This window comes from Streptomyces sp. NPDC086519 (assembly GCF_040686075.1).
GTDB classification, from domain to species: Bacteria; Actinomycetota; Actinomycetes; order Streptomycetales; family Streptomycetaceae; genus Streptomyces; species Streptomyces shenzhenensis.
In genome coordinates, this window is record NZ_JBFBJL010000009.1 from 189,408 (window position 1) to 207,068 (window position 17,661).

At 69.4% G+C, this 17,661-nt stretch carries 15 protein-coding genes and 4 pseudogenes; 14 read left to right on the top strand and 5 right to left on the bottom strand.

Annotation, left to right across the window (positions count from 1 at the left end):
• Positions 1-236 precede the first annotated feature (236 nt).
• The 3 genes and pseudogenes from AB0P24_RS11965 to AB0P24_RS11975 all read right to left on the bottom strand — a co-directional run.
• A pseudogene (locus AB0P24_RS11965) lies at positions 237-830 on the bottom strand (cytochrome b/b6 domain-containing protein); the annotation flags it as partial.
• Positions 814-1,536, bottom strand: coding sequence for a molybdopterin-dependent oxidoreductase (locus AB0P24_RS11970; protein ID WP_365792787.1), 723 nt, complete (start codon positions 1,534-1,536; stop codon positions 814-816). The pseudogene AB0P24_RS11965 and the gene AB0P24_RS11970, both read right to left, overlap by 17 nt.
• Entirely contained in the window at positions 1,533-1,736 is a 204-nt protein-coding gene (locus tag AB0P24_RS11975) for a hypothetical protein (protein ID WP_365792789.1), read from the bottom strand. The genes AB0P24_RS11970 and AB0P24_RS11975 overlap by 4 nt, the downstream gene beginning before the upstream one ends.
• A gap of 602 nt (positions 1,737-2,338) precedes the next feature.
• Here AB0P24_RS11975 and AB0P24_RS11980 point away from each other — a divergent pair.
• The 5 genes and pseudogenes from AB0P24_RS11980 to AB0P24_RS12000 form a co-directional block, all read left to right on the top strand.
• Positions 2,339-3,283, top strand: coding sequence for an AraC family transcriptional regulator (locus tag AB0P24_RS11980; RefSeq protein WP_365792791.1), 945 nt, complete (start codon positions 2,339-2,341; stop codon positions 3,281-3,283).
• A 785-nt stretch (positions 3,284-4,068) separates the two neighbouring features.
• Positions 4,069-4,323 (top strand): hypothetical protein, encoded by a 255-nt coding sequence (locus AB0P24_RS11985; protein ID WP_365792793.1) that lies wholly within the window; start codon positions 4,069-4,071, stop codon positions 4,321-4,323.
• A gap of 469 nt (positions 4,324-4,792) precedes the next feature.
• The gene (locus AB0P24_RS11990; protein WP_365792795.1) at positions 4,793-5,182 is read left to right on the top strand and encodes a nuclear transport factor 2 family protein; all 390 of its coding nucleotides are present in this window, start codon (positions 4,793-4,795) and stop codon (positions 5,180-5,182) included.
• Between the two features lie 97 nt (positions 5,183-5,279).
• A pseudogene (locus AB0P24_RS11995) lies at positions 5,280-5,408 on the top strand (IS630 family transposase); the annotation flags it as partial.
• A 57-nt stretch (positions 5,409-5,465) separates the two neighbouring features.
• Positions 5,466-5,633, top strand: a pseudogene (locus AB0P24_RS12000) (FAD-dependent monooxygenase); the annotation flags it as partial.
• Between the two features lie 85 nt (positions 5,634-5,718).
• Here the strand turns inward: AB0P24_RS12000 and AB0P24_RS12005 are convergent.
• Positions 5,719-6,675, bottom strand: a complete 957-nt coding sequence (locus AB0P24_RS12005) for a LysR family transcriptional regulator (protein WP_365792797.1) — start codon at positions 6,673-6,675, stop codon at positions 5,719-5,721.
• Between the two features lie 131 nt (positions 6,676-6,806).
• On the opposite strand from AB0P24_RS12005, the gene AB0P24_RS12010 reads away from it, so the two are divergent.
• The 7 genes from AB0P24_RS12010 (at position 6,807) to AB0P24_RS12040 (ending at position 13,780) form a co-directional block, all read left to right on the top strand.
• Positions 6,807-7,799, top strand: coding sequence for a fumarylacetoacetate hydrolase family protein (locus tag AB0P24_RS12010; RefSeq protein WP_365792799.1), 993 nt, complete (start codon positions 6,807-6,809; stop codon positions 7,797-7,799).
• A complete protein-coding gene (locus AB0P24_RS12015; RefSeq protein ID WP_365792801.1) occupies positions 7,778-8,788 on the top strand; it encodes a cyclase family protein in 1,011 nt (336 codons plus the stop codon). Before AB0P24_RS12010 ends, AB0P24_RS12015 begins: the two co-directional genes overlap by 22 nt.
• 23 nt (positions 8,789-8,811) lie before the next feature.
• The gene (locus AB0P24_RS12020) at positions 8,812-9,969 is read left to right on the top strand and encodes an FAD-dependent oxidoreductase (RefSeq protein WP_365792803.1); all 1,158 of its coding nucleotides are present in this window, start codon (positions 8,812-8,814) and stop codon (positions 9,967-9,969) included.
• On the top strand, positions 9,966-10,964 hold the full coding sequence (locus tag AB0P24_RS12025; RefSeq protein WP_365792805.1) for an amidohydrolase family protein: 999 nt from the start codon (positions 9,966-9,968) through the stop codon (positions 10,962-10,964). The genes AB0P24_RS12020 and AB0P24_RS12025 overlap by 4 nt, the downstream gene beginning before the upstream one ends.
• Positions 10,965-10,988: 24 nt before the next feature.
• Positions 10,989-11,927 (top strand): VOC family protein, encoded by a 939-nt coding sequence (locus tag AB0P24_RS12030; protein ID WP_365792807.1) that lies wholly within the window; start codon positions 10,989-10,991, stop codon positions 11,925-11,927.
• Positions 11,928-12,032: 105 nt separating this feature from the next.
• The gene (locus AB0P24_RS12035) at positions 12,033-13,004 is read left to right on the top strand and encodes a fumarylacetoacetate hydrolase family protein (RefSeq protein WP_365792808.1); all 972 of its coding nucleotides are present in this window, start codon (positions 12,033-12,035) and stop codon (positions 13,002-13,004) included.
• The gene (locus AB0P24_RS12040; protein WP_365792809.1) at positions 13,001-13,780 is read left to right on the top strand and encodes an SDR family oxidoreductase; all 780 of its coding nucleotides are present in this window, start codon (positions 13,001-13,003) and stop codon (positions 13,778-13,780) included. Before AB0P24_RS12035 ends, AB0P24_RS12040 begins: the two co-directional genes overlap by 4 nt.
• 82 nt (positions 13,781-13,862) lie before the next feature.
• Here the strand turns inward: AB0P24_RS12040 and AB0P24_RS12045 are convergent, their stop codons facing one another.
• Positions 13,863-14,063 (bottom strand): hypothetical protein, encoded by a 201-nt coding sequence (locus AB0P24_RS12045; protein WP_365792810.1) that lies wholly within the window; start codon positions 14,061-14,063, stop codon positions 13,863-13,865.
• Between the two features lie 579 nt (positions 14,064-14,642).
• Between AB0P24_RS12045 and AB0P24_RS12050 the strand changes: the two genes are divergently transcribed.
• Both AB0P24_RS12050 and AB0P24_RS12055 read left to right on the top strand, forming a co-directional pair.
• The gene (locus AB0P24_RS12050) at positions 14,643-17,054 is read left to right on the top strand and encodes a SpoIIE family protein phosphatase (protein ID WP_365792811.1); all 2,412 of its coding nucleotides are present in this window, start codon (positions 14,643-14,645) and stop codon (positions 17,052-17,054) included.
• Between the two features lie 329 nt (positions 17,055-17,383).
• Positions 17,384-17,565, top strand: a pseudogene (locus AB0P24_RS12055) (IS1380 family transposase); the annotation flags it as partial.
• Between the last annotated feature and the right edge of the window lie 96 nt (positions 17,566-17,661).

Below are 17,661 nucleotides of genomic sequence, written 5' to 3' on the forward strand. Positions count from 1 at the left end.
CAGCAGGTGACGGGCCGCCCGGCGAGGCCAGCTCAGCCCTTCGCGGTTCCAGGGTCCTCGGGGTGGAACTCGATGCCGAATTCCTTGCCGGTGGCCTCGTAGTCCTCGAGAACCCGAGGAATCAGGTGGTCCGGGAGCGTCTGGGAACCGGTCGGTACGCCCGTGGCGTGCACGAACTGCTCGAGGCCGCCGGTGTTGAGGCCCACCAGCTGGTGGTCACCGGGCTGTTCTTGCTCCCACAGCGGGTGGTGGCGCTTGGCCCATGAGCGGGGAACCAGGCCGGTGCGCAGGCCGGTACGCGCCTCGGGATCCCGGGACGCCATCCAGATATGGCCGCCGACCAGGGCACCAATGAGCAGGGCCAGCCAGTCATGGACGAATGTCGCCCCCGTACGCAGGAAAAGCGGCGTGAGACGCGGGAACCACATGATGAGGCCGGTGCCGATCATCACCAACGCGGCTCCGGAGATCATGGCCGCGTACAGCTTCTGACCCGCGTTGAACTTCCCCGACGGGTGAGGGCGCCGACGCAGCGTCGCCCGCAGCCAGCCGCGGTCGTGGGGACCGAACCGGTTGAGGCGGACGAGGTCGGCACGGAAGGCTCGTGAGACCAGTCCGGCCAGCAGCGGGACGGGCATGGTGATGCCCGCCCATTCGTGCACGGTCACCAGCAGGCTTCGCCGGCCGATGAGCTCGGCCAGTGCGGGCAGGTACAGGAAGGCGGCGGTGATCAGGGCGGTGCCCATCAGCGCGGCCGTGGTGCGGTGGATCCAGCGTTCGGCGGCGGTGAAGCGCCGTATCAGCTCGGACGGTTCAGCCGGTCGAGTCATCGTCGCGTCCGTTCGACTTGCCGACCCACGCGTCGATGTCGTAGCCGCGCGGCTCCCAGTAGCCGGGTATGACGCGGTCGGTGACCGTGATCCCGGCGAGCCACTTCGCCGACTTGTAGAAGTACATCGGCGCGGCGTAGAGCCGTACGGGTCCGCCGTGCGGGGTGGTGACCGGCTTGTCCTGCATCTCGTAGGCGACGAGCATGTCGGGGCGTCTCGCCTGCTCCAGGGTGAGGCTTTCGGTGTAGACGCCGTCGAAGCACGTGAAGTGCACCGCCTTGGCCCCGGGTTTCACCCCGGCCGTCTCAAGCAAGTGCGACAGTTGCACCCCTGCGAATGGCGTCTGCGGCACCCGCCAGCCGGTGACGCACTGGACGTCCCTGACCAGGCGGGTGCGCGGCATGCCTTTCAACTGCTCCAGCGTGTACGTCGCCGGGCGGTCGACAAGGCCGTTCACCGTGAGCCGGTAGTCGGCGGGAGAGCGATGCGGGATGCTGTCGGCCACGGAGTAGAAGCGGAAACCGCCGCCGCCCGGCAGCAGCCCTGTCAGACCGGTGGGGTCCTTGCTGCTCACGGTGGCCAGCAGTTGGTCCGTCACGTTCTGCAGGCGCGCGCCGAGGGGCACCCCGACGGCGCCGAGTCCGAGGATGCCGAGGATGACCCGTCGCCCGACTGGCCTGCCCTCGCCGTCCGCGCTCTCGGTCACCCCCTCTCCCCTGCCCGCAGCTTCCTGACTCCGCCGACGAGCAGGATCGCGCCAACGACGGCCACGAACAACCCGATCACCAGCCACTGGCCTTGCCCCGACATGCTGCTGCCGCCGACCGCGCCAGAGCCTTGCAAGCTCCACACCACGCCGGAGAAGAGCAACAGGGCCCCGCCGACCATCCGTATCCAGATCTTCATTCCGTGCTCCTAAGAGGGTGTTGCAGGCTCCGCAGCCTTTTTCGATGCACACTCCGTGATCTGTCGGAGAGCGGAGATCAGGAAGCTCGTGGTGAGGCCCGCAGCCGACCGCGCGGCCGGTGGAGTCGTGTGCGTGCGGGGACGAGTACGCCGTCCTTGGCATCGTCGGCAACGAGCCGACGTGCGGCTTCGATGTGACGTAACCAGGGTGGTCCCGTACACGGCCGCCCCCCGCACCACACCTTCCGCGTGGCCGCCGCCCCCGGCTGCATCATCGACCACGCCCCAACCGTGCCGCGCGCGCAGTCGCCTCAGCGAGCCCCGCGGGCAAACTGCCGACGCCTCGGCTTCAGGTGAGGCATCGCCTGTCACACGCAACCAGTACCGTGTCAACGCCTCGCCGGGTCAGCCCTGTCGCAACCAGGTTGGCCGTGTAGCCACCGCCACCGCAGATCACGGTCGTCATGCCTGTCTCCGTGTGCATCGTGCGGACGTTGATCATCCGCTCCGAGCTCACGTTATGCCGAGAGAGGGAGGCGCCCAATAAGTGCAACGCTCAACTTCATGCGCCAAACTCTCGCTGGTGGTCATAGGCTGCCCTCATGGATGTGCTCAGCGACGTGATCGCGGCCATGCGCATCGGTCGCCCGCACTCTGCCCGCGTCGAGCACCACGGCCCATTCGGCAGACGCCTGCCCACCACCGTCCCTGGAGCCGGCTTCCACGTCGTGCTTCAGGGGAAATGCTGGCTGGTACCGCCACACAGCGCACCGATCCCGCTCACCGCCGGCGACGTAGCGTTCCTGCGTCATGGCACCGAGGTCGGGATTGCCGACCACCCCTCCACTCCCATGCCCGACACACCCCTCCCCGCACCCGCCAGCTTCCCGATCAGGCGTAACGAACAACCCGCTGCGATTGCGGGGAATGCGCCCGGCTCCGTGGCCGTCCCCACCGTCATGCTGTGCGGCGCATATCTGCTGGACGAGTCGAGACCCCACCCCCTGCTCCAGGAGCTTCCACAGATCCTCCACCTTCCCGCCAGTCAGGGACACCGCCCGGAGCTGCGCTCCGCCATCGAGCTGCTCAACAGCGAGGTGATAGAGCCCCGCGAAGGTGCCGACGTCATCGTGCGCGCACTGCTGGACATGCTCCTGCTCTATATTCTGCGCACCTGGCACGACAAACAGGCAAGCCACCACAAGACCACCGGCTGGGCCGCTGCGCTGCGCGACCCCGCCACAGCTTCCGCGCTTCAGGCCATCCACGCTGATCCGGCCCGGCAGTGGACCGTCGAGGAACTGGCCGCTCATGCCGGACTTTCACGGCCCGCCCTTGCCCGGCGATTCACCGCTCTGCTCGGCCAGCCGCCATCGAGCTACCTGACCTGGTGGCGCATGACAATCGCCGCCAGACTTCTGCGTGAATCCGAAGCCCCACTGGCCACCGTGGCCAACAACGTCGGCTACACCTCGGAGTTCGCGTTTGCCAATGCATTCAAGAGAGCGCACGGCACGGCTCCGGGCCGGTACCGGCGACAGTTGTGACCGCGCGCCCTGCGCCGCGGGTTGAAGTACAGGCCCACGACTGCACCATCGACGTGCGCGACCATCGGCCCCTGCGCGTCGTGAAAGCTGCATGTCAGACGGCTTGGTGTGCGAAGGTGTCGGGAGACCAGGGCATGTCCAGGGCGGTAGTCGACCACAAGATCATCCGCCGGTAAGCGACTTCCGGATCCATTCCGGAAAATTACGGTTTGCGATGCTTTGTCAAACAGTGCTGGACGGCGTGTTCGTGACGGCGTGCGACTGCGTGAGGGAGGCCGCCGCCGACTGCTCGGGGAGCTTGCAGGTTACTGACCCGGTCTTGACCAGCAGGTTCTTACATGCCCCAAGCACTTAGGTGCATCGCGAGGGTGCTTTGTTCGACGGTGTTCAGCGCTGCGGTGATCTCACAGGCGTGCCAGTGGCGGCGCGGAGCGGTGGCCATGACGGCGAGGACGTCCCCGTGGCGGACCGCGGACTCAGGACAGCTCACGCGATCGAGGCGAACTCGCGGTGGAGCCAAACAGACGAATGGAAAACGAACGTTCGCCCTGTTCAGACCTCACGGCGCCGTTCATCGACGGGTGTCGCCAGATGCTCCGTGAACCGTGACGAGCGCAAGTGGGAGCGAGCGGACGAGCTCGACTTCCGCCGCACTCCACTTGGCGACCCCGATTCGAATACGGCGCGTACGGCCATACCGGTCAGGGTGTCGCCCGCGTCGAGTCGCACGCCCAAATCCACGCCGCCCCAGAGCCCGCAGAGCGCATGCGATCACCGGCGATCCGGTGATCGCGGAGAACACGATGGTGAAACACGTACTCAGGGATCCGCATCGGACTCACCGTGCAGAAAGCGACCTGATCCGCATCGAGATGGTGCGTGAGTGCCGTGAGGGACGCGAGCTCCGCGGAGGGCGGACGCCGACGATCGCGGTCCCGACAAGCACCGATGACCCGTACGCGCCGGCGAACAAGGTCGATGCGGCGATTGTCGGTGCCAGTGTCTACCCGGTGACCGCGTTGCTGGTAGAGGTGGAGTGAGGCGTCAAGCCGCATTCACCCGTCCATCGTTGGCGGATGCAAGCCCCCACCCCGACCGTGGAGGCATCGCGTAGTCCCTCCTCGTCGCCGGCGGAGATCGTCCTGCACCGCGAAAAATATTGCAGCCACCCTCTTCCATTGAGACATCAGCAAGGATACCGTGACACATCACATAGCCGACTGCCCCGGAAAGCTTTGAAGCCCGCCCAACGCGGTGTCACGGCCGAAGGTTCTCATGCATCGGCGCAATAAAGAGCCGACAAGGCGGTTGATCTTCCGCCTGAAGCCAAAGGCCGGAAATCGGCCTCCCTCAGACTCCAACGGGCCCGCCTGGGCTAGCGACGATCTTCCCACTGGTTTTGGCCGCCGGCCGAGCATGACGGCATGCGCGAAGACCGTGACACTGTCCGATCGTTCCTCGGGACGCTCACCACCAGGCCACTATCCGCTCAAGACAGCGAGGTAAATCATGAGCAACGAACAGCTCGACAAGAACAAGGAGCTCGTGGCCAAGCTCATGCACGGACTCTTCGAGGGCGAGAACCCACCCCAGAATATCGACGTAATCGATGAGCTCGTGCACGAGAACTACATACAACACAACCCATTGGCAGGCCAAGGTCCCGAAGGTCTTCGCAACTTCGTACTGGAAGTAATGCCGAAGATAACTCCAAAATCGATGATCGAATCACGACAGCTGGCAGTCAACCTGATCGCGGAAGGTGATTTCGTCGTCCGGCAAGAAGTACGGACGGACTGGATGCTGATCGATATCTTCCGGGTCAAGGACGGTTTGCTCATAGAGCATTGGGACGCGCTTCGATCCGACCCGGGAAGTGAACGAATTGGCGGTTTCTAGTTAGTAAATTGACACTCCCGTGCCTCCCACTGCGCGCGCAGCTTGAGAAACAGCATGAGGAATCACTGGGTCGGTGGCGACTTGGCGGCGGGCCCAGATGGTGCTGCTGTCTGTCCAGGGCATGCCGGTGGCGAATACCGCCGAGGTGCCATTCACCAGTGATGACCGGGTCGGCAACATGATCCACAGCTTCAACGCCGACGGCTTCGACTCCTTGTGCTCGCAATAGCGGGGCAGCCTCCCCAAGACGTTCACGCCGCCAAGTCGTACGGGCCGCTGCCCGATCGGCGCCGACGGCGGACGGAGCACCGGCGCCGAGCAGGTCGGTCTGCCTGTGGACAGCCAGGTGGGCAAGGGCGGAAGCGTGAACATCAGCTTCAAGGCTGACCTTTCCCAGCGCTGCGCCCACCGCCCGAGCGCCCTGCACTGGGGGAATCTGATCGTGAAACGCGATGTGAAACCCTTCGCCGCTGAGGGGAGCGAGCGGGTTCGCCATTGGTCGTGCCACGCCTTGGATGCCGCTCGGTACCGCTCCGTCAGCCGGACGTCTGTTCCGTCGCCGCTGCCGCAGCGATACGGCCAGGCTCGGACGCGGTCATCGCCGCTCCCACGCGGGCGGCGATCTCGCGCAGCCAGATGTGGGCCGCGTCGTGGGTGTGGACGGGGTGCCACCAGAACGCCTCCTGCAGAGGCACCGTCTCGTAGGGCGGCTCCATGACGCGTACTGCGGCAACCCCGCTCAGCCGCTCGGCCAGGCGCTGCTGGACCAGGGCGATCCGGCGGGTGCCGGCGACCAGGAAGGGCAGCGCCTGGAAGGTGTCGACAGAGACCTCGACGCGGGGGTCGATGCCGAGCATGCTCAGCTGCCGGGCGGCCGGCGCGTCGTAGGTGCGCTGGTAGGTGACCCAGGGCAGGCTCGCCAGATCCTCCATGGTCAGCCGGTCGCCGACCTCGTCGTTGGTGTCGGCGACGAGGAAGGCCCAGCGGTCGGTGAACAGCTCGACGGCGGGGAAACCGCTGATGATGCCGTGTGGCATGAACAGGCCGTCCGCAGTGCTCAGCATGGTCGCGGTGTTCTCCGTGACATCGGGCGGTGTGCGCTGGAAGCGCAGCCGCACGCCTGGTGCCTGGGCGTGCACGGCACGGGCGAGTTCTGCACCGAACACGGCGGTGGCGTAGTCGGAGCTGAGCAGGGTGAACTCATGCTCCTCGTTGCCCGGCATGAAATCGGCCCTGCTGCTGAAGACCCGCTCCAGCAGGTCGCATGCGGTGGCCGTGCGGTCAAGCAGGGCGCGGCCGAGAGCCGTCAGTTCATAGTGTCCGCCGCTGCGGACGAGCAACTCGTCGTCGAAGTGACGGCGCAGGCGCGCCAGGGCCGCGCTCATCGCGGGCTGGCTGAGCCCGACGCGCTGCCCGGCGCGGGTGACGTTGCGTTCCTCCAGCAGGGCTCGCAACGACAGGACGAGATTGAGATCGAGGCCGGACAGGGACACGACGCCTCCAGACCGAGACCGCCAGAGGCAGCTCTATTCACGTGGCAGATGATCCATATAAGAAAGATTGATTTCCCAGATCGGGCGGGACAGCGCCAGATTAGTCCCACCGCAATTTGGAGGACACGCCCGTGAAACCCGAAGCCCCTTCCGCGCCCTTCGTCGGCCCTTTCGCCCTCGGTACCCTCTCAGGTCCTGACCAGGCCTCTTTCCCCGGTCTGGTGATCCCCCAGGGGCGCGTGCTGGATCTTCGTACGGCCCTTGCCGAGCCCGCCCTGACTACTCGGGGCGTCTTCGAGCGCTGGGACACGGTACTGCCCCGTCTGCACGAGCTGGCGGCGGCCACGGACGCCGGGTGGCGGTCACTGGAGGGCCTGCGGGTGCACGCTCCCGTCGAACCGCGCCAGGTCTTCCAGTCCGGCGCCAACTACCGGCAGCACGTGATCGATCTGGAGGTGGCTCACCGCACGCCCGACGATCCGCGCACGGTGGAGGAGGCCCGCGCCGAGATCGCCGCGGTCATGGACCGGCGGGCCGCCGAGGACCTGCCGTACGTGTTCATCGGGCTGCCGAGCGCCGTCACCGGCCCGTACGACGACGTCGTGCTGCCGGCGTGGGCGAAGAAGCCGGACTGGGAGCTGGAGTTGGCGGCGGTGGTCGCCAGGCCGGCGTACCGGGTCTCCGTGGAGGAGGCACTGGAGCATGTCGCCGGGTACACGATCGCCAATGACCTCACCGACCGCGCCACCGTCTTCCGCCGCGACATGCCCGCCATCGGCACCGACTGGCTGCGCGGCAAGAACGCCCCCGGCTTCACCCCGCTCGGGCCCTGGATCGTCCCCGCCGAGTCCATCGCCGACCCCGGTGACCTGCGCGTCACGCTGAAGCTGAACGGCGAGACCATGCAGGACGAGTCCACCAAGGACATGCTCTTCGGTATCGCGCGGCTGGTGTCGTACATCTCCCAGACCTCCCGGCTCCTGCCCGGCGACCTGGTGCTGACCGGCAGCCCGGCGGGCAACGGCATCCACTGGGGACGGCTGCTGCGCGACGAAGACGTGATGGACGGATCGATCACCGGCCTGGGCGCCCAGCGCACGCGATGTGTGGCGGAGTCGACGTGAACCGGCAGGACCCCGAGGGCGCGATCGCCGAAGCCGCCAAGGCGTACTCCAACTGGGGGCGCTGGGGTGAGGACGACGTGCTCGGCACACTGAACTTCCTCGACGAGGCCAAGCGCCGGGAGGGAGCCGCGCTGGTCCGGCGGGGCGTGAGTTTCTCGCTGTCGCAGTCCTTCGACATGAACGGCCCGCAGAAGGGCTGGCGTCGCCGCACCAACCCGGTGCACACGATGCTCGACACCGGCACCGACGCGGCCTTCGGCAACCAGGGCTTCCCGCACGGCATCGGCGGTGCCGACGACGTGATCGCGATGCCCCTGCAGTGCTCCACCCAGTGGGACGGGCTCGGCCACATCTTCGACCACGGCATGGCCTGGAACGGGCGGGCCGCCGAGAAGGTCGTCACCTCCGACGGCGACCTCGTCACCGGCATCGAGCACATGGCGCCGTACGTGGCCGGGCGGGGGGTCCTCCTGGACGTCGGCCGAGTCATCGGCACCGGTGGGGGCACCTCCCGCTCGAACGGAGCCGAGAGTGGGGGAGAGTTGCCCGACGGATTCGCCATCACCGAAGAACATCTCCTGGCCACGGCCGAGGCGCACGGCGTGGGAGTCGGCCGTGGCGACATCGTCGTCGTCCGCACTGGCGGCCTGGCCCGCGCCCGCCGCGAGGGCTGGGGCGACTACGCGGGCGGCGACTCGCCCGGGCTGTCGTTCGCCACGGCCGGCTGGCTGCACCGCACCGAGATCGCCGCGATCGCCACGGACACCTGGGGCTTCGAGGTCCGGCCCAACGAGTTCGAGCACGCCTTCCAGCCGCTGCACCAGGTCGTCATCCCCAACATGGGTCTGCTCATCGGGGAGATGTGGGACCTCGACGCGCTCGCGGAGGACTGCGCGCGCGACGGCGTGTACGAGTTCTGGCTCACCGCCGCTCCCCTGCCCATCACCGGAGCCGTCGGCTCACCGGTCAACCCGATAGCCGTCAAGTAACCGTCGGAACAAGGGAGTTCCCTATGCCCCAGACCCTCCCCCAGCCTTCGGCCGGGGGTACCCCCGCCGTCCTCGTCATCGGCGGCGGCGCCTCCGGCAACGCCGTGACCGTCCTGCTCCGCCATGCCGGCCTCGCCGTCGACCTGATCGAGGCGAGACCCGACTGGAACGCCGGTACCGGCTCCGGCATCACCCTCCAGGGCAACGCCCTGCGGGTGCTGCGCGAAATCGGTGTCTGGGAGCAGGTGGAGGCGTCCGGGTACACCTTCGAGTCGCTGGGAGTGACCGCCCCCGACGGCACGGTCCTGTTCGTCGGCGACGTCATCAAGACGGGCGGCGAGGACCTGCCCGCCACTCTCGGCATGCAACGCCCCCGCCTCCAGCAGATCCTCAGCGACGCGGTCCGCGCCTCCGGCGCCGGCGTGCGTCTGGGCACCACCGTCGAGACCCTGGAGCAGGATGCCGACGGAGTCTCGGTGCGCTTCAGCGACGGCACGAGCGGCCGCTACGACCTGGTGATCGCCGCGGACGGCCTCAACTCGGCCACCCGCGCCGCGATCGGCATCACCGAGAGACCCGAACCCACCGGCATGGCGATCTGGCGCATGCCCGCCCCGCGCCCCGAGGGCGTCACCCGGTCCGACCTGGCCTACGGCGGGCCCGCCTTCATAGCGGGCTACACCCCCACCAGCGAGAACACCATCTACGCCTATGTGGTCGAGCGCGGCCGCGACCGCGCCTCGGTCCGTCCGGAGTCATACGCGGACGAGATGCGCCGACTCGCCTACCAGTACGGCGGCGCATGGCCCGAGATCACCAAGCACATCACCGACCCGGCGAAGGTCAACTACACCTGGTTCCAGCGGCTGTTGGTCGAGGGCTCCTGGCATCGCGGCCGGGTCGTCCTGGTCGGCGACGCCGCCCACTGCTGCCCGCCCACCCTCGCGCAGGGTGCGGCGCTGTCCCTGGAGGACGCCTCCGTGCTGGCGGAACTGCTGACCGGCGATCGGGAGTGGGACGACGACCTTCTCCAGGCCTACTACGAGCGCCGCGTCAAGCGGGTGCGGACCGTCGTCGAGGCGTCCCTCCAGATCGGCCAATGGCAGCTGGACGACGTCCGGGACGCCGACGTGCCCGGGCTGATCAACCGCACGATGGACTTCCTCAAGGAGCTGCCGTGACGACGCCCACGATCGACGTGCACGCGCACGTCCTGCTCCCCGAGGTCGAGGCCCTGGTGGCCGGCCTGCCCGGTCTCGCCGAGGCACGGGCGCTGGACGCCCGCCGCAACGGCCCGGCCGCCCTCGCCGCCAACGGCCCCATGGTGCGCGAGCGCATCCCGAAGCTGACCGACGTGGCCGTGCGCCTCGCCGCGATGGACGCGCAGGGCGTGGACGTCCAGTTGGTCAGCCCTTCCCCCTCCCACTATCACTACTGGTCGGACGAGGAGACGGCCGAGAAGCTGTACCTGCTCGCCAACCAGGCGACGGCCGCGCACTGCGCCCAGGCACCCGGCCGGTTGCACGGCCTGGGTCTCGCCCCCTTGCAGCACCCGAAGCTGGCGGTACGTGCCCTTGAACACGCCGTCGGACTGGGCCTGTCGGGCGTCGAGATCTCCTCGCACGCACCGGGCCGCGAGCTCTCGGACCCGGCGTACGAGCCCTTCTGGGCTCGGGCCGAGGAGGCGGGCGCGATCCTCTTCCTGCACCCGTTCGGCTGCACCCTCGACGAGCGCCTGGACCGGTGGTACCTCTCCAACACCGTCGGCCAGCCCACGGAGAACGCCGTCGCGCTCTCCCACCTCATCTTCTCCGGTGTCCTGGACCGCCATCCGGGACTGAAGCTGATCGCCGCACACGGCGGAGGCTACCTGCCCACCCACATCGGCCGCTCCGACCACGCCTGGACCTCCCGCTCCGACGCGGGCGTGGGCTGCGCCCACCTGCCCAGCAGCTACCTCAAGCGGCTGTACTTCGACTCCTTGGTCCACGACCCTTACGTGCTGCGGGAGTTGATCCGGGTCGCCGGTGCCGACCGGGTGCTGCTCGGCTCTGACTTCCCCTTCGACATGGGCACCGAGGATCCGGTCGGCGCACTGCGCGCGGCCCGGCTGTCCGATGCCGACCGCCACGCCGTACAGGGCGGCAACGCGGTTGCCCTGCTGCGGCTCACCTGACCCCCACACAGGAGGGAACCCACCATGAGCGCACGTCTGCTCACCCATCTGCGGCACGTCGACCTGGCCGTGCCCGACTACGACAAGCAGCTCGACTTCTACGCCGGTGTCTGGGGCCTGACCAAGGTCGCCGAGGACTCCGGCATCTCCTTCCTGGCCGCCGAGGGCAGCCCCGAGCAGTACGTCATCCGGCTGCGCAAGGCCGACGAGAAGCGTCTCGACCTGGTTTCCTACGGCGCCGCGAGCGCAGCCGATGTCGACACCCTGGCGGAGCAACTCCTTTCTGGAGGCGTGCAGTTGGTCTCCCAGCCGGGGAAGGCGGACACCCCCGGTGGCGGCTACGGCTTCCGCTTCTTCGATGTCGACGGGCGGACCATAGAGGTCTCGGCCGACGTCGAGGTGCGGCAGCACCGCAGGATCGAGGAGAAGGAGTCGATCCCGGTCAAGCTGTCGCACGTCGTCCTCAACTCGCCGGATCTGAACAGGACCCGGGAGTGGTACGAGACCCACCTCGGCTTCCGTCACTCCGACACGCTCAGCTCGCCGCACATGGGCGAGGTCATGCACTTCATGCGGATCAGCAACCAGCACCACTCCATGGCCATCTCCCAGGGACCGCACACCTCACTGCACCATGTCTCCTTCGAGATGCGCGGCATCGACGAGTACATGCGCGGCTCCGGCCGGGTGATGCGGGCCGGGTTCAAGAAGGTCTGGGGGCCGGGCCGGCACATGGCGGGCGACAACACCTTCACCTACTTCCTCGACCCGCACGGCAACACCGTCGAGTACACGACCGAGTTGGAGGTCCTCGACGAGGACACCTGGCACCCGCACGTCTACGACTTCTCCCAGCCCGAGGTCTCGGACCAGTGGGGCACCGCCAATCCGATGAATGAACTGGTCGCCAAGGAGTCGTTCAACGACGTCGACCGCGGTGTGTTCGTCGCCCCGCCGGTCTGATTCCTCGAGTTCCGGGGGCGCGGTGGCCCTGTCAACTGCCCTGACTTCCCACCCCGCGTCCCCGGTCCCCCCTCTTCCCACTCCCGTCGGGGCCTGGAGCCTTACATGCGTTTCGCCACCTATGAACACCAGCACCGACGCCGGGTCGCGGTCGTCGCGGAGGACGGGACCCTTTACCCGGTCCCCGGGGTGCGCTCACTCGCGGAACTGATCCGGTCCGGCGACGGACTCGACGCGCTGCTCGACATCGGCGCCGGCGCCCTCGACGTCCCGCCGGGACCTCATGTCTCCGAGGCACGGCTGCTGCCCCCGCTGCAGCCGTCCACCGTGCGGGACTTCGTCACCTTCGAGGAGCATGTCGAGGGCGTACGGCGGTCCGTTGACGGGGCCGACGGAGTACCGGATGCCTGGTACGACGCCCCGACCTTCTACTTCACCAACCCGTACGCGATCATCGGCCCCCACGACGACGTGCCCGTTCCCCCGGGCAGTGGCGTCCTCGACTTCGAGCTGGAGGTCGCCGCCGTCATCGGCCGGGAAGGGCGCGACCTCACCCCTGAGAACGCCCGCGACCACATCATCGGCTACACGATCTTCAACGACTGGTCCGCGCGCGATCTCCAGTCCCGCGAGATGCAGGTCCGCCTCGGCCCCTGCAAGGGCAAGGACACGGCCGCCACCCTCGGCCCGTACCTCGTCACCGCCGAGGAACTGGAGCCGTACCGCGACGCCGAGGGGTTCCTGCGCCTCGCGCTGACCGCCGAGGTCAATGGCGAGGTGGTCGGCAGGGACCTGCTGTCCAACATGAGCTGGACCTTCGAGGAGATGGTCGCCTACGCCTCGCGCGGCACCGTCGTGGTCCCTGGTGACGTCCTCGGCTCGGGCACCTGCGGCAACGGGGGCTGCCTGGCGGAACTGTGGGGCGTCCGAGGCGAGCAGTCCCCGCCCCCGCTGAAGCCCGGCGACACCGTCACCCTCACCGTGGAGGGCCTCGGCTCCGTCTCCAACACGGTGGTCGCGGGCGCCGATCCGGTGCCGTTGCCGACCGCTCGCCGCCGCACCCGGGAGCGGCCGTGAACGACCCGTACCCCAAGAGGCTCCTCGGTAAGGTCGTCGTCGTCACCGGCGCGGCCCGCGGCCAGGGCGCCGCCGAGGCCGAGGCCCTGGTGCGGGAAGGTGCCCGAGTGATCGCCACCGACGTCACCGAAGCACCCGGCTGCCGCCGCCTCGACGTCACCAGCGAGGAGGACTGGGCCGAACTCGCCGCGACACTGCGGGAGTCGTACGGCCAGGTCCACGGCCTGGTCAACAACGCGGGCATCACGTGGCGCGCCCGCATCGACGACGTCCGCCCCGAGGACTTCGCCCGCGTCCACGCCGTCAACGTCACCGGCCCGCTCCTTGCCATCCAGCACCTCGCCCCGCTCATGCCGCCCGGCTCCGCCATCGTCAACGTCGGCTCCACCGCCGCGCTCACCGGCCACTACCCGGTCGCGTACACGGCCAGCAAATGGGCCCTGCGTGGTCTGTCGAAGAGCGCCGCGGCGGAGCTCGGCCCGCGCGGGATCCGCGTGAACACGATCCACCCCGGCTTCATCGAGACCGAGATGACCGCATCCGCCGCGCCCGCCTTCCGCGAGGCGAACCTCCGCGAGACACCGCTCGGCCGCACCGGCACGGTCGACGAGGTCACCCCGCTCGTGGTCTTCCTCCTCTCCGACGACGCGTCCTTCATCACCGGAGCGGAGATCCCCGTGGACGGCGGGCTCACCGCGCACGGCGGCGTCAAGTCCATCTCCGACGCGCTGCGCGCGGACGCGACGCCGGGGCCGCGGCCGAGGAGGATTTCGTAGTCGTCGGCGTCTCCGACGGTCACGGTCGCGGTGACGTCCGCCCGGTGCAGGAGGATGCGGGCCTCGGAGGCGTGGGGCGTGCTCACGGCGCCCTGGCCCGGTACTGGGAGGTGTCGCTGCCGAGCAGGCTGACGGAGAAGAACCCGGCCGCGAACCCGGCCGGCATCAGCCCGCTGACGGTGCGCCAGACGTCCGGTGGGTCGTCGCTGAGCCTGCGCCCGGCCGGCAGGGTCGCCGGCCGCCTGGCGGAGCGGCCCACCAGACGGCCGAGCCGGTCCACCACCCGGGGGCCGGACAGCCCAGAACCCGGCGCAGAACAGCAGGAGCAGGAGGATTGCCTGCTCCGAACTAACGCCCCCGCCGTTGTTCAGTGGTGCTGCACATGTCCGCTCTGGAGAGAAGCCGCTGCGTCTCCCGCCGCCGTGCCGCCGGTCGCGCGCATCCGGCGCCTCACGAAAGGCGTGAGCCTGCGCGCCCTCGCGCGGGAGGTCGTCGCCCACTTCGGGTCGGTGCCCCGCGAGCCGGCGAGCGCCGCCGTCGCTCGGGCACTCGTCCGGACCCGCCTGGGGCCCGGAGAGCTAACCGGCGCCGCAGCCCTGGTCATCGCCGAGCTGGTCGCCAACGTCGCCGACCACGGCCGCATGTCTTCCATCCGGATCGTGTTCACCCGCCCTGGCGAGGACTGGGACCGGGACGCGGGCCGGCCGAAGGACCGGCGGGCCGAGCCAGGCCGCCCGCCTTGTGTTCGCCGACCGTCACAGGCGCCGTCACCACGGGCTGACGGCCTCGGTTTGAGCGCGGCGCCGTGCAGAGGGAGGCTTGAGGGGGCGTGACCCCCGCGAGAACGAGTGTAAGGCGGCCGATGGACAGGAAGGACGTCACCGTGCCGGCCGACTCGGCGGTCGTCGTGGACGCCGACGGGACGTTTCTGGTGTGGTCCGCAGGGGCCCGGCAGCTGCTCGGGTACGAACCCGGCGAGGCGGTCGGCCGGCGCGCCACCGATCTGCTCGCCGCGGACCTGCCCGCGTCCGTACGGCGACACATGGCCGACGGGCAGCCCTGGACCGGTCTGGTGGCGCTGCGGCACCGGGACGGAGGCCAGCTCCTCGTGCGGCTGCGGGGGGCGCCGTTGCTGGACGCCGCCCGGGGCCGGCTCTGGCTGGTGACCGGTGCGGCCGAGACGTACCCGGCCGGTCCGGGGGACCCCGGGGCGGCGGCCCTGTGGGACCGAGCGCTCGCGCAGCTCCCGGTGCCGGTAGCGATCTACGACCGGCAGGCCCGGTTCCTGGCAGCCAACGAGATGATGACCCGGGCGATGGGCAGGAGCGAGGAGGAGATGCGCGGCCTGACCCTGTGGGAGATCGAGCCCCACCGGCCGTTCGACGAGTACGACCGCATACAGCGGCAGGTGCTGCGCACCGGCGAGATGATCTTTTACGAGGGAGTCGGTCAAGCCCCGGGCGAGAGCCGGGAACACTCCCGGTCGATGTTCATCTCGCCGCTGAAGGACCCGGACGGCACCGTACAAGGGGTGTCGGCGGCCGTGTTCGACACCACCGAGCAGTACTGGGCCCGTCGGAGCCTGGCGGTGCTGAACGACGCAAGCCTCCGGATCGGCAGCACCCTGGACGTGACGCGGACGGCCGAGGAGCTGGTCGAGGTGGCCGTGACCGGGTTCGCGGACTTCGTCGTGGTGGATCTGCTGGAGTCCGTCGCGCAGGGTGACGAACCGGAACGGGTGCCGCCCGGCGAGCCGGTCAAGGTCCGCCGCACCGCGCAGGCGTCGGTGCTGGAGGGCTGCCCGGAGTCGGTGGTTGCCTTGGGGGAGGCGAGCCGCTATCCGGCGGGTTCGCCGCCGACGGCGGCGCTGGTCACCGGCGAGGGCGCCCTGTACGGGCAGGGCGACCGGGGGCTGCGGAAGTGGATCGAGTCCTCCACGGCCCGCGCCGGGACGGTCGACCGGTACATGGTCCACTCGGTGATGCTGGTATCGTTGCGTGCCCGCGGCGTCACGCTGGGTCTGGTGCACTTCCTGCGGCATCGGACGACAGAGCCGTTCGGCGAGGACGACCTGATGCTCGCGGAGGAGATCGTCGCCAGGGCGGCGGTGAGCGTGGACAACGCCCGCCGGTTCACCCGGGAGCGCCGGACCGCGCTGGCGCTCCAGCGCAGCCTGCTGCCCGAGCGCCCGCCGGGCCTCGCGGCAGTGGAGGTCGCCTACCGTTACCTCCCGGCCGGTTCCGGGGCGGACGTGGGCGGCGACTGGTTCGACGCGATTCCGCTGTCCGGCGCGCGGGTCGCCCTGGTCGTGGGCGACGTGGTGGGCCACGGCATCCACGCGTCGGCCACCATGGGCCGGCTGCGTACCGCCGTACGGACCCTGGCGGACGTCGACCTGTCCCCCGACGAGTTGCTGACCCAGCTGGACGACCTCGTCATCAGGCTCGACCGCGAGGAGGGCCCCGAAACGCGCGGGAACCCCCGCGAGGCGGCCGCCGAGCTGGGCGCCACCTGCATGTACGCGGTGTACGACCCGGTGTCCCGGCGGTGCTCACTGGCGCGAGCCGGGCATCCGCCGCCCGCCCTGGTCCGCCCCGACGGCACCGTACGCTTCCTGGAGCTGCCCGCCGGGCCGCCGCTCGGCCTCGGCGGGCTGCCGTTCGAGGCCATCGAGGTGGAACTGGCGGAGGGCAGCCTGCTCGCCCTCTACACCGACGGCCTGGTCGAGGCCGCCGACCGGGACATCGAGGCCGGTCTCGACCGGCTGCGCCGGGCGCTGAGCCGCCCGGCCGAGTCCCTGGAGGAGACCTGCGAGCAGGTGCTGCGCACCGTGCTGACCGGCCGTCCTGCCGACGACATCGTCCTGCTGTTGGCCCGTACCTTGGTGCTCGGCACGGACAAGGTCGCCACCTGGCAGCTGCCGCGCGACCCCGCGGCCGTGGCCCAGGCCCGCAGGTTCGCAGGGGAGCAGATCACCGCGTGGGGGATGCCGGAACTGACGTTCAGCACCGAACTGATCGTCAGCGAACTGGTGACCAACGCCATCCGCTACGGCGGCCCGCCGATCGAGCTGCGGCTGATCCGCAACACGACGCTGATCTGCGAGGTGTCCGACGGCAGCAGCACCGCGCCGCATCTGCGCCGAGCTCGCGTCCTGGACGAGGGCGGCCGTGGGCTGCTGCTGGTCGCCCAGGTCTCCGAGTGCTGGGGCAGCCGCCAGACGCCCACCGGCAAGATCATCTGGGCGGAGCAGTCGTTGGCATCCCTGGCGTAAGACGCCGCCGGCGGTCCGAAGGGACGAAGTTGCTCCGGTTCGGTGGACAACCCCTCCGGCCGGGTGCGACGTCAGACCTGCGAGGCACTGCGATCCGTCCGGGTGACCCCGAAGCAGACCGGTGGGCCGGATGGGCCGTCCCCTCGGCTCGGCTCGTCGAGCCAGTCCGCGCGCGCCGCGTTGACGTCCGGCCCGGCGGCTTCCACGGTTACTACTGGCTGGCCCAGGACGCGGCGATCTCCCGGAAGGCCATGGCCGCCCGCCTCGAGACCGGCTGCGACGCGTCCTGGCCTGAGTCCTGGACCCAGGTCCCTCCTGACGGGACGCTGAGGTACCGGCGCGGGCGCCGCTCACAGGTCCGTGCCGATTCCCGGGCGGCACGCACGAGTTCATCAACTGGCCCTCCGCGCACGGCCGGTGGCTGTCGTACTCGTTCGGAATGACCACCACCCACGCCATCCACCAGGCCGTGCAGCAGATCCCGGCATCGGCCCGGACGCCGGCCGTCGAGCCCGGCGGCCTCGTCACGTCAGGGGCGCTGCGCCCGGTGATCGTCTGTTCATGTCTCGGCGGCCGGGGGCGCACCCGCAATCGAAGTGGTCGCCGA

Bases quoted from the DNA above. Each gene is read 5' to 3' on its own strand.
- AB0P24_RS12035 (WP_365792808.1), top strand. From the start codon at position 12,033: ATGCGTTTCGCCACCTATGAACACCAGCACCGACGCCGGGTCGCGGTC.
- AB0P24_RS12050 (WP_365792811.1), top strand. From the start codon at position 14,643: ATGGACAGGAAGGACGTCACCGTGCCGGCCGACTCGGCGGTCGTCGTG.
- AB0P24_RS12020 (WP_365792803.1), top strand. From the start codon at position 8,812: ATGCCCCAGACCCTCCCCCAGCCTTCGGCCGGGGGTACCCCCGCCGTC.
- AB0P24_RS11975 (WP_365792789.1), bottom strand. From the start codon at position 1,736: ATGAAGATCTGGATACGGATGGTCGGCGGGGCCCTGTTGCTCTTCTCC.
- AB0P24_RS11990 (WP_365792795.1), top strand. From the start codon at position 4,793: ATGAGCAACGAACAGCTCGACAAGAACAAGGAGCTCGTGGCCAAGCTC.
- AB0P24_RS12030 (WP_365792807.1), top strand. From the start codon at position 10,989: ATGAGCGCACGTCTGCTCACCCATCTGCGGCACGTCGACCTGGCCGTG.
- AB0P24_RS12015 (WP_365792801.1), top strand. From the start codon at position 7,778: ATGTGTGGCGGAGTCGACGTGAACCGGCAGGACCCCGAGGGCGCGATC.
- AB0P24_RS11980 (WP_365792791.1), top strand. From the start codon at position 2,339: ATGGATGTGCTCAGCGACGTGATCGCGGCCATGCGCATCGGTCGCCCG.